This window comes from Flavonifractor sp. AGMB03687, from assembly GCF_017811815.1.
Taxonomy (GTDB): Bacteria; Bacillota; Clostridia; order Oscillospirales; family Oscillospiraceae; genus Flavonifractor.
Genome location: NZ_JADKZI010000008.1, coordinates 21594 through 36565, shown reverse-complemented (window position 1 = coordinate 36565; position 14972 = coordinate 21594). Strand labels below are relative to the sequence as shown.

Sequence of the window (14972 nt, the reverse complement as noted above, 5' to 3'; positions counted from 1 at the left end):
TGTCTGCCTCTTTTTTGATTCAGTTGACGGCGGCGGGGGTGTGCTGCTTCTTCCGCCGGCGCAGGAGCAGGATTGCCACAAGCAGCACCAGCAGGCCGCCGCAGATGGGCAGGGCGATGAGCAGGGGGCTGATGGCAGGCCGATCCAGCAGGGCAATTTGCCCCTGGGCGGGGCCCTCCAGCACCAGGTAGCTGCCGTCCAGCTGGCCCTCCACCACCTGCCAGCTGCCATCCTCCTGCCGGATGGCCGCCGCCGGGCGGTTGGTGTCCGCCGCCCGCAGGCGGAGGGTCACGGTGTCGCTGGAGCAGTCGGTGACGGTGTAGGACCAGCTGCCCATGCTCTGCCAGCCAGACAGAGCGGGAGCGTCCTCCAGGGTCTCCAGGTCCAGGGTGGACTCCGGCGCAAAGGCGCCCTCCGCCAGCAGGACGGGGAACTCTCCGCCGGAGGAGAGGGTGGCGGTGGGCTGGGTGAACTGGGCCTCCAGCACCATGGAGCGGGTCAGATCCTTCACCGGGAAGTCGGGCCACACGCCGTACTCCCCGTCCTTCTCCGGGGGATCGGGCACCAGGCTCTGGTCCAGGTCGTCCCCGTAGGAGAAGGGGATCTCAGCCACGGGTTGGCCGTCCACTGTAAAGCGGTAGGAGAAGATGAGGAAGTCCGCCGGGATGTAGTCCAGCTGGGAGAAGGACGGAAAGTCCAGTCCCTCGGCCTGGCCGGTCACATCCACGCCGTCCAGGCCCGCCAGATCTTCCAGCAGGTAGCGGTTGCCGGTGAGGGGGTCCTCCGACTGACCGGCAATGGCACCTCGATATTCGCCGTCACCCTGGGCCCGCACCATGGCCCGGCAGTCGGTGAGGGTACCGCCCAGACCGGCGATGCCCCCCAGCCAGCTGCCGCCGTCCAGGTCTACCAGGGCGGCGCAGCGGAGGATAGAGCCTCCGGTATGTCCGGCAATACCGCCGCAGTAGTCGGTGCCGGTGGTGACGGTGCCCCGGGCGGCGCAGTCCACGATGGCGCCGGTGGTGCACCGGCCGGCGATACCGCCGCCGCAGTCATTCTTCACGGTGACAGTGCCGTCAAACCGGCAGTCCCGTACCGCCGCTCGCAGAGTGGCATATACGTCGGCCAGCAGCTTCAGGTCCTCAGCGTCAAAGGTGGCCTCCGGGTCGTCGCCGATCTCGGCCCCCACGGCACCCACGATACCGCCTGTGTTGGAGTCGCCCTCCACGGTGCAGGTTGCGGTGCAGCCTGTGACTACACCGGTGCCCTCGGTGGCGTCCTGAGACCGGTCGGCGGTGGTGAGCTCGGGCTCCTGGCCCATCTCATAGATGGACTGGCGCACCTGGTCCAGGGCTCCGCTCACCCGCCGGGCGGCGGCATGGAGGGCCTGGTTGTCCTGACCGGCGGCCTGGGTCATGTTGTCCACCCGGTCCTGGATCACATCCAGTTGATCGCCGATGTCGTCCGCCGCATCCTGGGTCTTGCTGCCCAGGGTGTCGGAGTAGTCTTTCAGCAGGCCGCGCACCGCGTCGGCCTGGGCAGTAACGGTGTCCAGGTCCTGCCTGGCGTTCTGGGACAGAGTGCGGCCTTCCTCCACCAGGTGGCTGGCGGCGCTGTAGATGGCGTCGGCAGCTTTGTCGGCGTCAGCCCGGATGGCGTCCACCTCGTGGGAGGTGTGCTTGCCGATGGTTTCCCAGCTGTGGACCAGATCGCCCACCAGGGTGGGCAGCCGGTCCAGAGCCTTTCCGATGGCGGACAGGTGGCCTGCCGGGTCCAGGTTGGGGAAGGGGATGGAAAGAGCACCCTCCAGATCCAGGTGAAGCAGACGGTCGGCCACCTGCTTCAGGTAGGTCTTCATGTTGTTGATCTCATCGGACATGGCCTTCAGGTGAGTGCGGATGGTTTTCACCTGGCTCTCCACCCCGTCGATGGCGTCCTCCAGGGCGGCGGCCGCCTTGGAGAGGGCGGAGTCGGTGCTGTCCAGCAGATCGTCCACGCTGCCCCGCAGAGCATCGGTCTGCTCCAGCAGGGTGTCCAGCTGGGTCCAGGCGGCGTCGGAGAAGGCGTCCACATGGTCTCCCAGGCTATTCAGCGCATCTCGCAGGGAAGAGATCTCCTGGTCCAGGGCGTCGGTCATGGCCCGGTAGTCGTCCAGCCCCTCCTTTCCGGCGTCGCTGACCCGGTCCCGCAGTCCGCCCACCGCGTCCTGGATGGCCTGAATGTCCTCAATGCCCCGGCCAGCCATGGCGCTGAGCTGGTCGCCGAAGGCATCCATCTCGTCAAAGAGGGTATCCAGGCTGTTGTTGAGGCTTTCGGTGGGGGAGGGGCCGTAGCGCACTTCCACGCTGGGCTCAAACTGGCCCACAATGCCCCCCACGTCTTTCCGGCCAAGGATGGAGCCGGTGTTGGTGCACTGGGAGATGTAGCCTGACTGGAGCCCGGCGATGCCGCCGGTGTTGTAGCCCAGGTGCTGATAGCCCACGGTACCGGCGTTGGAGCAGGTGGAGATGGTGCCCCGGGACAGTCCGGCGATGCCGCCGGAGTTGGAGGGGGCCTCCTCGTTGGGGTCGGTGTTGATGGCGCCGGTGTTGGCGCAGCCAGCTAGGGTGCCCAGGCTCTGGCCGGCGATGCCGCCGGCGTTGCTGGGGGCGGACACCGAGGCCTCATTGATGCAGCGCTCCACGGTGCCGGTCTCTGTGTTGAGGCCTACCACGCCGCCCACGTCCTCCTGGCCGGAGACGGTGCCCTTGGCGGTGCAGCGCCGGACGGTGCCGCTGTTTTCACCGGCGATCAGCCCCACCTGCCCGGCGGTGCCGCCGGGAGAGAGGGCGCCCTCCACAATTAGGTCCTCCACCACGGCGCTCTCGGTCAGGGTGCGGAAGAGCCCCACCTTGGAGCCCTTGTCGGAAAAGGAGAGTCCGGTAATGGTATGGCCGTTGCCGCGGAAGGTGCCCTGGAAGATGGGGATGGGGGAGAAGTCGGCGCCCCTCAGGTCCAGGTCGGCGGTAAGCTCCGCCGTCACCCCCACCGACCAGGTGTCCTTGGTGCAGCTGCGGGCAAAGTCCCGCAGGTCGGAGAGGTTGGCGATGGTCACCGTCCCCGCCGCCCCGGCGGGGGGCAGCAGGGAGCAGAGGAGGGCGACGGCCAGCAGCAGGGCCGGGATACGTTTGGTTCGGTTCATGGCTGGTCCTCCTCTTGGTCGTCTTCGGTCTGGATATCCTGATAGTTGCTCTCGATAAGGGCGTCCACGCTGCCGTGGATCACGCCCTTAAATTCGCCGTCCACAAAGCCGGACACATGGCCCCGGACATGGCCGTCCAGGCGCATGGTGCCCTTGTTAAACCGCTGGGACCGGTCCCGGTTGAGGGTGATGGCGGTGCGCTCAATGAGGGCGTCGCCCAACAGCAGCAGCTGGGGCAGCACGGTCATGACCAGGAAGATGGAGGTGACGGTGCCCCGGCCCAGGGTAAGACCCACCGAGCCGATGGTGGCGTCGGTGGAGATGCCGCCAATGAGGAAGCCGGCCACCGCCATGATGGTGCCCGAGGTGAGGATGGTGGGGAAGCTCTGGCTCAGGGCCTCCACGATGGCCTCCCTGGGTTTCATGATGGCCTTCAGCTCCAGATAGCGGTTGGTGATGACGATGGCGTAGTCAATGGTGGCACCCATCTGGATGGAGCTGACCACCAGGTAGCTGAGGAAGAAGAGGTTGGTGTTGGTGAGGACCGGGAAGGAGAAGTTGATCCAGATAGAGCCCTGAATGGTGAGCACCAGCAGCACCGGCAGACCGGCGGACTTGAAGGTGAACAGCAGGATCACCATGACGAAGAGGGCGGTGAGCACGCTGATCTTCAGATTGTCGCCGGAGAAGGAGCTGGCCAGGTCGAAGGCGTTGGTGGAGTTGCCCACCAGCACCACGTCGTCGTAGTAGTCCTGACCGATGGAGCGGATCTCATCCAGCAGGGCGTAGGTGTCGTCCCCCTCGGTGGGCACGTCGGCCACAAAGACCATCCGGGACCAATCCTCGCCCTGGAGCTGCTTGAGACCCACGTCCAGCTGCTCCTGCAGGTCCTCCACCTGCTTGGCCTGGTCGCCGGTGAGGCTGACCACGCCCTTGTCCTTCTGCTCCAGCAGGAACTGGAAGATGTCCAGCAGGGGAACGGAGTAGTCGTCCGGGTTCTGGAAGATGGACCCGTACTCCTCCACGCTGAGGCCGTAAGCCTGGAAGAGCAGCCGGGCCAGCTCCACGTCCACCCCCGCCAGCTCGGCAAATTGCCGGGGCGAGATGTCGTCGGTGAGCATCCGGCCCTCCTCCACCTCGATGTTGGCAAGACCGGTGACCTGGGTCACCTGGGGCAGCTCGGATACCCGCTCCAGGATGCGCTTTTCCTTCTGGTAGTCCCCTCGGGGTACCAGCATGGCGATGGTGTTCTTCTTGCCGAAGGTGGCCGTCACCTTTTCGTCGGCCAGCTGCCAGTCGGGCTTGTTGTCAAAGTCGGCGTCGTTGGTGTCAAAGACGTAGACGCAGTGGCTGGACAGCACCGCGCCGGCGATGACCACCACCAGGAAGATGGGGGGCAGTACAAAGCGGAGCTTGACCACCGCCTTGCCCCAGAAGTTGATCTTGGGTACCAGGTTTCTGTGGCGGGTGCGGTCGATGGGACCCTGGAACACCATCAGCAGGCCGGGCATCAGGAAGAACACGCACACCATGGAGCACACGATGCCCTTGGCCAGCACGATACCCATGTCGAAGCCGATGCGCAGCTGCATGAGCATCAGGGCGATCAGGCCGGAGATGGTGGTCAGACTGGAGGAGGAGATCTCCACAATCGCCTTGCTCAGGGCGGCGATGTCGGCCTCCCGGGGGTCCAGACCGCCGTCCTGCTCCTCCATGTACCGGTGGCAGAAGATGATGGCGTAGTCGATGGCCAGAGCCAGCTGAAGCACTACGGCGATGGAGTTGGTAATAAAGGAGATGGTGCCGAAAATAAAGTTGGTGCCCATGTTGAGCACGGCTGCCGCCACGAACACGATGAGGTAGACGGGCACCTCCATATAGCTTTTGGAGGTGAAGAGGAGCACCACCACAATGACCGCGGCGGCGATGGCCAGGATGACGGTCATCTCCTTCTTCAGGGAGGCGGAGGTATCCCGGCCCACCTCGGTGGACACCGACAGGTCGTAGCCCTCCAGGGCATCCTCCACCCGGTGAAGGGCCTCCACCGTCTCCGGGTCGGCCGCCTCGCCGTCGAAGGAGATGGTAAACAGGGCGGCCGAGTCGTGGTAGTGGTCGGCGGTGTCGTCAAAGACCACCTGGGACACCCCGTCCACCTGCTCCAGCTTGGCGGCCAGGGCGGCGGCGGTGTCGTAGGTCACGTTGGACACCATTACGTTGGCGGTGCCCAGGGTGACGAACTGCTCCTCCATCAGGGTCAGGCCCCGCCGGGTCTCGGTGTCCGCCGGCAGGTAGGAGGTGATGTCGTTGTTCACCTGTACCTTATTGATGGAGGCGCCGCAGAAGATCAATGCGGCAATGAAGATGAGAAAGAAGGCCTTGCGCTTGTCGACGATGAAGCGGGCCAGCTTGGTCATGGGGGTTTCGGTTTTCTTTTCCGGTTGTTCCATAAGCAAAATCCTCTCAGCTGTGGGGAATGAAACGGTCCAGATGGTCCAGCAGCACCGCCTCGGGCACCGGGTCGGGGCTGAGGAGCCACCACCGGACCAGGGAGAGCATGGCGCCCACGTAGAAGCGGGCGGCGATGCGGGGGTCCAGCCCCGGCAGGGCGTCGGGGAAGGGAGGCTGGCTCAGGCGGCGGGCCAGCTCCTCGGCGGCGGCGTCCTCCAGCAGGCGGGTCTGGGTGTCGGCGCCGCTGGCCATGCAGGCCCGGTACAGCCCTTTCCGGGTTTTGAAAAAGGCCAGGGCGTTGCGGGCCGCCGTCAGGAAGAACTGACGGGGGGTGGGGGCGTCCTGGGGAACGCAGGCGGCAATGCACTCCCGCTCCACCTGGACCATCAGATAGTGGAGCAGCTCCTGCTTGTCGTTGAAGTGGGCGTAAAAGGTGGTGCGGTGGACCATGGCCCGGCGGCAGATGTCGGTCACCGACAGCTCCTGAAAGGGCCGCTCCTCCATCAGCTCTACCAGCGCCTGGGTCAGCTGACGGCGGGTCTTGCGCTGGCGCAGGTCCAGACCTTCCTCCTGTTTTTCCTCCATGGGGGGACCCCCTCCTTTCGTTTGGCTGGAACAGCATACTCCTTTACGCTACACTTGTCAAGATAAAATACAAATGTAGATTATAAAAAGGGGACGACGGATTTCAGGTTGCTTTTTCCCTACCGGGCCGGTATAATGAGGGCATCTAGTTATGGAAACCAATGCAGTCGACGGAGGAAAAGCTATGAAAGGAAAGAGAATTGCCGTTCTTGCTCTGGCCGCGGCGCTGACCATGTCCCTGCTGGTGCTCCCTGCCGGGGCGGTGAGCTTCACCGACATGCAGGGCCACTGGGCCCGGGAGGACGTGGAGTACCTGGCCGGGCTGGGCGTCATCAACGGCTCCAGCGCCACCACCTTCTCCCCCACCCGCCAGATGACCGCCTGCGAAGCGCTTCTCTTCTGCTCCCGTACCACCGGCGTGTCGGCTGAGGATAAAAAGAAGATCGCCGCCGACCGTGCCGAACAGCTCAGCGAGATCCTGCCCGAGGAGGTCTACAGCTGGGCCGAGGAGGAGATGGCCGTCTGTCTGGAGACCGGCATCATCAGCCAGCCGGAGCTGGAGGCCATGTGCACCTCCGGGGCCCTCCTCAAGTCCATCACCCGTGAGAACCTGTCCATGTACCTGGTGCGGGCCATGCAGCTGGACTCCATGGCGGAGAACCTGACCAGCTACTCCCTGAACTATGCCGACACCTCCTCCATTGCCGAGGTGCTCAAGCCCTATGTGTATCTGCTGAGTACATACGGCATCGTCCAGGGCAACAGCGCCAACCAGTTCATGCCCAAGGGCAGCCTGACCCGGGCGGAGATGGCCACCATGCTCCGCCGCGCCATCGACTTCACCGATGCCCAGGGCATTTACGCCGAGCTGCCCGCCTACACCTCCTACACCTGGACCGGCGGCACCATCACCTCGGTGTCTACCGCCAGCGACGGCACCACCGCCATGGTGCTCTCCAGCAACATCAGCGGGGTCACCAGCCTGACCCTGCCCGCCAGCGCCCCCATCTATGAGAACAACATGCGCACCACCCCCACCGCCCTGCGGCAGGGACAGTATGTCCGGGTGAATCTGGACAGCGCGGGCAATCCCCAGTCGGCCCGGCTGGGGGGCGGCCTCACCGCCCTCACCGGCACAGTATCCACCATTGACCAGGGCAGCATCTCTGTCCAGGTCAATGGAGCCAACCGGCTGCTGACCATCGACCGCTTCACCAAGGTCCAGGTGGACCAGCAGGTGGGCGGTCAGGAGCTCATCGACCCGTCGGCGGACTACACCCAGGCCCAGTGCTGGGTGGACAGCATGGGCCACCTGGCCGAGCTGAAGCTGACCGGCGGGGGCCCCACCTCCACTCAGGGTGTGCTCCAGAGCGTCACCTACGGCAGCCCCACCACCCTGCTGGTGCAGACCAACCAGGGGCAGAATGTCAGCTATTCCCTGGACCTGCTGGCCCTGCCCACCATCCGGCGGGATGGCAAGCTGACCACCATTGACCAGCTGCGCACCGGCGACCGGGTCACCGTCACCGTCCAGAGCGGCAAGGTCACCGACATTTCGGCCTCCACCCAGGCCGCCTCCCAGGTGACCGGCACCCTGGTGGTCACGGATCTTACCAGCGGCACCATGGCCCTGCGGCTCACCGACGGCAATGTGATTGCCGCCGACGTGTCGTCGGCCAATGTGATCACCAGCGCCGGTACCGCCGCCACCCTGAGCAGCCTGACCCCCGGGGACAGACTCCAGCTCTACGGCCAGTATTCCGGCAATCAGTTCGTCGCCACCCTGATCATCCAGCTTTAAGCAGAAAAATTGGGCCCGGCTCTTGTGAGCCGGGCCCAATACTTGACTTTTGGGCCGCAAATGCATAAAATGAATAGACCACGTGTGTATTTTATAATAAAGGATTGAGAATAGATATGGCACAGGATAAGAAGCAGGTGGAACAGATCACCGATATGGAGGTGGACTTCGCCAAGTGGTTCACCGACGTCTGCAAGAAGGCGGAGCTGATTGACTACTCCTCCATCAAGGGCGTCTTCATTTACCGTCCCTATGGCTACGCCATCTGGGAGAATTTCCAGAAGATCCTGGACGAGAAGTTCAAGGAGACCGGTCACGAGAACGTGTACCTCCCCATGCTCATCCCCGAGTCCCTGCTCCAGAAGGAGAAGGACCACGTGGAGGGCTTCGCTCCCGAGTGCGCCTGGGTGACCATGGGCGGCTCCGAGAAGCTGGAGGAGCGCTACTGCATCCGCCCCACCAGTGAGACTCTGTTCTGCGAGCATTATAAGGATATCATCCACTCTCACCGTGACCTGCCCAAGCTGTACAACCAGTGGTGCTCCGTGCTGCGGTGGGAGAAGACCTCCCGTCCCTTCCTGCGCCACCGTGAGTTCCTGTGGCAGGAGGGCCACACCATGCACGCCACCGCCGAGGAGGCCATTGCCGAGACCGAGCGTATGTTCAACATTTATGCCGATTTCTGCGAGAACTACCTGGCCATGCCCGTGGTAAAGGGCCGCAAGACCGACAAGGAGAAGTTCTCCGGCGCTGAGGCCACCTACACCGTGGAGTGCATGATGCACGACAAGAAGGCCCTGCAGGCCGGTACCTCCCACTACTTCGGCGACGGCTTCGCCACCGCCTTTGACATCACCTTCACCGGCAAGGACAACAAGCCCCACCACCCCTTCCAGACCTCCTGGGGCGTGTCCACCCGTCTCATCGGCGGCGTCATCATGACCCACGGCGACAACAACGGTCTGGTGCTGCCCCCCCGCATCGCCCCCACTCAGGTCATCATCATCCCCGTGGCCCAGCACAAGGAGGGCGTCCTGGAGGCCAACGAGGCCGTCATGAACCGCCTGAAGGCCGCCGGCATCCGGGTGAAGATGGACGCCTCCGAGCAGTCCGCCGGCTGGAAGTTCGCCGAGTACGAGATGAAGGGCGTGCCCCTGCGTCTGGAGATGGGTCCCAAGGACATGGAGAAGAACCAGTGCGTGCTGGTCCGCCGCGATAACGGTGAGAAGAGCTTCGTCTCCCTGGACAACATCGAGGAGACCGTCAAGACCATGCTGGACACCGTGCAGCAGGGCCTGTTCGACAAGGCCAAGAAGAACCTGGACGAGAACACCTACGCCTGCTCCTCCCTGGAGGAAGTCAAGGAGAAGATGGCCACCCAGGGCGGCTTTGCCAAGACCATGTGGTGCGGCGACCTGGAGTGCGAGCTGAAGATGAAGGAGGAGGCCGGCGTGTCCTCCCGCTGTATCCCGCTGGAGCAGGAGCATCTGGGCGATGTGTGCCCCATCTGCGGCAAGCCCGCCAAGCACATGGTGTACTGGGGTGTGGCCTACTAATTCACAAAACATGTGAAAAAGCCTTGAAATGGCTATATTTACATGAATTAAATTCGCGATTTTGTCTTGTGATCTGAGAAGGAGTATGCTAAGATACCCCCTGTCTTACGGCAAACCCGACAAGAGTCGGCGGCGCTGCAGGGGAAGATTCCGGATCGGGACGCCACCGGGGGTGGAGCTCTGCAGTGAGCTCCGCCCCTTTTTTCGGGCAACAATCACAAGGAGAACAATCGCATGAAGAAACAGATCGTATCCCTGCTGCTCACCGGTTCCATGGTGTGCGCTCCCGCCGCCATGGCCGCCCAGCCCAACCAGACTGCCGGCAACTGGTATGACGACGCCATGTCGGTGTGGGCCCAGCGGGGCGTTTTGAAGGGGGATGGCAGCGGCAGCCTGAATCCCACCGGTTACATCACCCGAGGCGAGCTGGCCGTGATCCTGGACCGGATCATGGACTACCAGATCGCCGCCAACAACAGCTTTGCCGACGTGGCCAATGAGGCCTGGTACACCGACGCGGTGCTCAAGGCCTGCGCCGCCGGCGTGCTCCAGGGCGACGGCGTCAATGCCCGGCCCGGCGACACCATCACCCGCCAGGAGGCCATGGTCATGCTGGCCCGGGTGCTGGAGCTCACCGGCCGCAGCCAGGGCGTCAGCGCCTTCCGGGACGCCGATCAGGTGGCCGACTGGGCCAAGGGCGCCGTAGGTGCCATGGCCCACGCGGGCTACGTCCAGGGCAGCGGCGGCAACATCATGCCCACCGCTCCCATCACCCGGGCCGAGGTGGCGGTGATGCTGGACAACATGTTTGCCGAGACCTTTGACAAGGCCGGTACTTATACTGAGGACGTGGACAGCTCCGCTGTCATCAGCGCAGACGACGTGACCCTCCAGGGCCTCACCATTGCCGGGGACCTGATCGTGGCCGAGGGCGTGGCCGACGGCCACGTGGTGCTGGACGGCGTCACCGTGGAGGGCAAGCTCATCGTCCGGGGCGGCGGCACCAACTCCGTGGTCATCAAGGGCGACTCCAAAGTGGATGTGGTCACCGTGGCCCGTCAGGGCGGCGGCGTCCGGGTCTCCGTGGAGGGCGACGCCCAGGTAGGCGAGGTGGTTGTGTCCGGTGAGGACCAGCAGGTGAAGGTGGACGGCGCGGTGGATTCCGTTACCGTCACCGGCGCCGACGCCAAGCTGGAGGTAACCGGAACCGTGGGTACCATCACCGTAATGGAAGAGGCCTCCGACGCCGTGGTCACCGTGGCCAAGGGCGCTGTGGTGAGCGACCTGACCGTGTCCGGCTCCGACGCCGCCCTGGCGGTGGCCGGTAAGGTGGAGCAGGTCAGCGTCACCAAGGAGGCCGACGGCGTCTCCATCCAGACCGAGAAGGGCTCCAAGATCGACTCCGTGGTCACCTCCGGCTCCAACACCACAGTGGAGGGCTCCGGTACCGTTACCAAGGTGGAGGCCACCCCCAACGCCAGCGGCACCACTGTCAGCACCAGCGGCACCCAGGTGGAAAACAACAGCGGTGATTCCGTCACCATTCCCGGCGGCTCCGTGGACGCCGGTCAGTCCGGCAGCACCTCCGGCGGTTCCAACGGCGGCGGCTCCGGCGGCGGCTCCAACAACGGGGGCGGTTCCGGCGGTTCTGACAACGGCGGCTCCGGCGGCGAGGATTCCGGCGAGGACGGCGGTGACGGCGAAGGCAGCACCGAGCAGGAGCAGGCCAAGGAGGCCATGAAGGACCTGGTGAAGAACGCCCAGTCCTACAACGGCTACGAGGACCAGCCCGACGGCATCTGGGTGTACCAGGGCAACTTTACCACCGCCGAGAGCGGCGACGGGATCACCGTCAGCGGTGCCTACACCCTGACCCAGGTGGCCGACGGCACCGCCATGAATGACATGGCCCGCTTCCTGGGCGCTCTGTACCGCCAGGACAACGGCGCCGCTATCCAGAGCATCTCTTACAACGGCGAGAACTACACCTGGGACGCCGACCGTGGCCTGCTGGGCTCCAACTGGGTGAAGGACCCCGCCAGTGAGGAGAACAGCGGCAACACCCTGGTGTCCGTGCTGGTGGCCGACTTTGCCGCCAAGGGCGCCGTGGGCGAGCTCACCCTCAACGGCAACCATGAGGCTGCCATCACCCTGAAGCTGGACCTGGGTGTGACGGTGAACAGCGGCGCGGAGCTGACCGCCGCCCTGGCCAGCCAGGTGGAGTCCATCCAGCTGGGCGGCTCCTTTGAGGTGGAGAGCCAGATCTCCGTTAACCGCCCTGTGACCATCGACGGCAAGGGCCACACCATCACTGCCGCCGAGGGTTGGACCGGCTCCAGCAACGCCGACAAGCACCTGCTCAATGTGGGCGGCGTGGCCGAAGGGGTGACCATCCGTGACCTGACCCTGGACAGCGCCAACCGGGCCGCCGGTGTGCAGGCCTACACCTCCGGCGCTGTGGTGCTGGAGCAGGTGACCCTGGTTAACAGCAACGCCTCCGGCCTCAATGTTAACGGCTCCAACGTCACCGCCAACGGCCTGTCCATCTCCGGCAGCGCCTGGCAGGATATCGATCTGTCCAAGGGCTCTGTTGTGGAGCAGGGGGCGGTGCTCACCCTCAACGATGCCAACCTGGAGCACTTCCTGGCCATCGTGGAGGACGTGAGTAGCGCCGAGACCCCCGCCACCGCCCAGGTGACCCTGGACGGGGTGGCCCTGGACTCCGTCCTGCACATCCAGGACGGGAGATATAAGCAGGTCTTCCTGATGAACGCCCCTCTGGTGGGTGTGGTGACCGGGGCCGGTGAATACACCTACGCCGACGGCTACACCTATGCCGGTTCCTATGAGGCCGTCCTCTCCGGCAGCAGCCAGGAGGACGTGGCGGTGACCATCACCGGCCGGTACGACGACCTGTCCGCTGTCAGCGACGGCTCCGCCATGAACGACATGGCCCGCTTCCTGGGTGCCCTGTACTGGCAGGACAACGGGGCCACCGTGGCCAGCATCACCTACAGCGGTGAGGTCTACACCTGGGCCAACGGCGAGAACGCCTCCAACCTGGGCTCCAACTGGGTGAAGGACCCCGAGAGCCCCGCCGGACAGGGCAATACCCTGGTGTCCGCCATTGTGAGTGCCTTCCAGGAGGAGCCCGGCGAGACCTTCCCTCTCAATCTGACCTTGACCGACGCCAGCGGCCACACCATGACCCTGACCTTCCAGGTCACCATGGGCGGCCAGGCCTGAGCAAAGAAATACCTACCGCATAGGATGGGCCCCCGGCATTCACAGCGAATGCCGGGGGCCCTGTTGTTTGCGGATGTTCACAAAATATACTTGACTTAGTCAAGTGATGCGGGTATACTGGGCCGAGTCAGGAAAAGGAGTTGACCGTTCATGTTCCAGACACTGGCCTACTATGTCACCGTATTCCACCGGGGCTTTACCTCCTACACCACCCGGCGGCTCCAGGAGCTGGGGCTGCACTTTGGCTCTCTCTTTCCCCTGCTCTATGTGGGCAAACACCCGGGGTGCACCCAGGCGGAGCTCACCGAGGCTCTGGGGCTGGACTGGGGCTACTCCCAGCGCACCGTCACCCGGTTGGTGGAGGAGGGGGTCCTCACCCGGGAGAAGAAGGGCCGGGCCTACCGCCTGGACCTGAGCGCCAAGGGGCAGGAGGCCTTCCAGGTCAGTCACCAGGTGTTCTTCGACTGGGATGCGCAGGCTTTGACCGCCCTGGACGCCCACGAGCGGGAGCAGCTCTTTGCCCTCCTGGCCAAAGCAACCAGGAAAGAAGCGAATTCCACATGTATGACACCATCCGCAGCCCCCTGAATTACGGCGGGCTGACCTTAAAGAACCGGGTCATCTTCGCCCCCACCAGTCTGGGCCTCCCGCAGGAGGAACTGCTGGAGCGGCTGCGCAAAATCGCCGCCGGAGGCTGTGCCATGATCATCATCGGCGATGTGCCGGTGCTGCCCCACGGTTTTGGACCCTCCCTGTATACCAAGAAGGGCATGGCGTTTTACAAGAGCCTGGCAGATGCCGTCCACCCCTACGGGTGCAAGCTGTGTGCCCAGCTCCACCAGTCCGACTCCAACTTCAAGGCCATGCTGAAGTATGTCCCCGGCGTGCTCACCGGGCGCATCTCCAAAGCGGAGCTGCGGCCCCTGCTCAACCAGCAGGTGGGGCCCTATATCACCGGTCTGCCGGAGGAGAAGGTGGCGGAGATCACCGACGCCTTCGGCAAGACGGCGGAGCTGGCCGTCCAGGCGGGCTTTGACATGGTCCAGGTCCACGGGGACCGGATGTGCGGCAGCTTCAGCTCCGCCGTCTTCAATGGCCGCACCGACCGCTACGGCGGCAGCCCGGCGAACCGGGCCCGCTTTGGGGTGGACGCGGTGTCCGCCATCCGCTGCCGCCTGCCCGACTTGCCCATCGACTACAAGCTGGCGGTGCGCCAGGAAAATCCCCACTACGGCAATGCCGGGGTGCTGGAGGAGGAGCTGCCCATCTTCGTCCCCCTGCTGGAGGAGGCGGGCGTCACCAGCTTCCATGTTACCTTGGCCAACCACGGGGAGCTGACCGACACCATTCCCCCAAAAAACCACCCGGAATTTGGGGCGGAGGGCTGCTTCCTCAAATTCTGCGACCAGGTGCGCAGACTCACCACGCTGCCCATCTGCGGCGTGGGCGGGCTCACCGACCCGGACTTTGTGGAGGAGCAGCTGCAAAGCGGCCGCATAGACTGTGCCGCCATGAGCCGCCAGCTCATTGCCGACCCGGAGTGGCCCAACAAGGTGTGCTCCGGCCGGACAGCGGACCTTCATCGCTGTGTCCGCTGCAACAAGAAGTGCCTGGGTGGCATGATGACCCACCAGGGCGTCCACTGCATCTATGAAAGGAAGGAACGTACATGAGCTACGCCATTGCATACAGCAGCCGTACCGGCAACACTGCCCAGCTGGCCCAGGCCGTCCGGGAGGCCCTGTCTGAGGAGGAGTGCCGCTACTTCGGAGAGCCCCATGCCGAGGCCCTGGTGGCCGACACCATCTATGTGGGCTTCTGGACCGACAAGGGTACCTGCGACGAGCAGACCGCCCACTTTCTGAAGGGCCTCACCAACCAGCGGATCTTCCTCTTCGGTACCGCCGGCTTCGGCGGCGCCCCCGCCTACTTTGACCAGATCCTGGGCCGGGTGAAGGAAAACCTGGGTCCCAACGTCCAGGTGGTGGGCACCTACATGTGCCAAGGCAAGATGCCACAGGTGGTGCGGGACCGCTACGAGGGCATGGAGGACAGCCCCCGGCGCACCGCCATGCTGGAGAATTTTGACCGGGCCCTGTGCCACCCCGACCAGGGGGACCTGGACCGGCTGAAGGAACAGATCACCCATTGAAAA

The 14972-nt window shown here is 64.4% G+C and carries 9 protein-coding genes; 6 read left to right on the top strand and 3 right to left on the bottom strand.

Annotated elements, in window-relative coordinates; genetic code table 11:
• Positions 1–19: 19 nt before the first annotated feature.
• From J9789_RS14220 to J9789_RS14210, 3 genes are read right to left on the bottom strand one after another with little or no spacing between them, the layout of a single operon-like run.
• Positions 20–3181, bottom strand: a complete 3162-nt coding sequence (locus tag J9789_RS14220) for a peptidase (protein ID WP_209346355.1) — start codon at positions 3179–3181, stop codon at positions 20–22.
• Positions 3178–5628 carry an MMPL family transporter gene (locus tag J9789_RS14215; RefSeq protein WP_209346354.1) on the bottom strand — a complete coding sequence of 817 codons (2451 nt, stop codon included), beginning with the start codon at positions 5626–5628 and terminating at the stop codon, positions 3178–3180. Before J9789_RS14215 ends, J9789_RS14220 begins: the two co-directional genes overlap by 4 nt.
• A gap of 13 nt (positions 5629–5641) precedes the next feature.
• On the bottom strand, positions 5642–6214 hold the full coding sequence (locus J9789_RS14210) for a TetR/AcrR family transcriptional regulator (RefSeq protein WP_209346353.1): 573 nt from the start codon (positions 6212–6214) through the stop codon (positions 5642–5644).
• Between the two features lie 184 nt (positions 6215–6398).
• On the opposite strand from J9789_RS14210, the gene J9789_RS14205 reads away from it, so the two are divergent.
• The 6 genes from J9789_RS14205 to bilS all read left to right on the top strand — a co-directional run bounded on the left by J9789_RS14205 (position 6399) and on the right by bilS (position 14969).
• A complete protein-coding gene (locus J9789_RS14205) occupies positions 6399–8015 on the top strand; it encodes an S-layer homology domain-containing protein (RefSeq protein ID WP_209346352.1) in 1617 nt (538 codons plus the stop codon).
• A 116-nt stretch (positions 8016–8131) separates the two neighbouring features.
• Positions 8132–9571: a proline--tRNA ligase gene (gene proS, locus J9789_RS14200; protein WP_209346351.1), complete on the top strand. Its 1440-nt coding sequence runs from the start codon at positions 8132–8134 to the stop codon at positions 9569–9571.
• 234 nt (positions 9572–9805) lie between these two features.
• Complete coding sequence (locus J9789_RS14195; protein WP_209346350.1) at positions 9806–12817, top strand: S-layer homology domain-containing protein; 3012 nt, start codon at positions 9806–9808, stop codon at positions 12815–12817.
• A 150-nt stretch (positions 12818–12967) separates the two neighbouring features.
• Positions 12968–13405 carry a bilirubin utilization transcriptional regulator BilQ gene (gene bilQ, locus J9789_RS14190; protein ID WP_209346349.1) on the top strand — a complete coding sequence of 146 codons (438 nt, stop codon included), beginning with the start codon at positions 12968–12970 and terminating at the stop codon, positions 13403–13405.
• Positions 13378–14490, top strand: a complete 1113-nt coding sequence (gene bilR, locus J9789_RS14185; protein ID WP_209346348.1) for a bilirubin reductase — start codon at positions 13378–13380, stop codon at positions 14488–14490. The genes bilQ and bilR overlap by 28 nt, the downstream gene beginning before the upstream one ends.
• Positions 14487–14969 (top strand): flavodoxin family protein BilS, encoded by a 483-nt coding sequence (gene bilS, locus J9789_RS14180; RefSeq protein ID WP_209346347.1) that lies wholly within the window; start codon positions 14487–14489, stop codon positions 14967–14969. Before bilR ends, bilS begins: the two co-directional genes overlap by 4 nt.
• Positions 14970–14972 lie beyond the last annotated feature (3 nt).

Bases quoted from the DNA above. Each gene is read 5' to 3' on its own strand.
- J9789_RS14220 (WP_209346355.1), bottom strand. From the start codon at position 3,181: ATGAACCGAACCAAACGTATCCCGGCCCTGCTGCTGGCCGTCGCCCTC.
- J9789_RS14215 (WP_209346354.1), bottom strand. From the start codon at position 5,628: ATGGAACAACCGGAAAAGAAAACCGAAACCCCCATGACCAAGCTGGCC.
- J9789_RS14210 (WP_209346353.1), bottom strand. From the start codon at position 6,214: ATGGAGGAAAAACAGGAGGAAGGTCTGGACCTGCGCCAGCGCAAGACC.
- J9789_RS14205 (WP_209346352.1), top strand. From the start codon at position 6,399: ATGAAAGGAAAGAGAATTGCCGTTCTTGCTCTGGCCGCGGCGCTGACC.
- proS (WP_209346351.1), top strand. From the start codon at position 8,132: ATGGCACAGGATAAGAAGCAGGTGGAACAGATCACCGATATGGAGGTG.
- J9789_RS14195 (WP_209346350.1), top strand. From the start codon at position 9,806: ATGAAGAAACAGATCGTATCCCTGCTGCTCACCGGTTCCATGGTGTGC.
- bilQ (WP_209346349.1), top strand. From the start codon at position 12,968: ATGTTCCAGACACTGGCCTACTATGTCACCGTATTCCACCGGGGCTTT.
- bilR (WP_209346348.1), top strand. From the start codon at position 13,378: ATGTATGACACCATCCGCAGCCCCCTGAATTACGGCGGGCTGACCTTA.
- bilS (WP_209346347.1), top strand. From the start codon at position 14,487: ATGAGCTACGCCATTGCATACAGCAGCCGTACCGGCAACACTGCCCAG.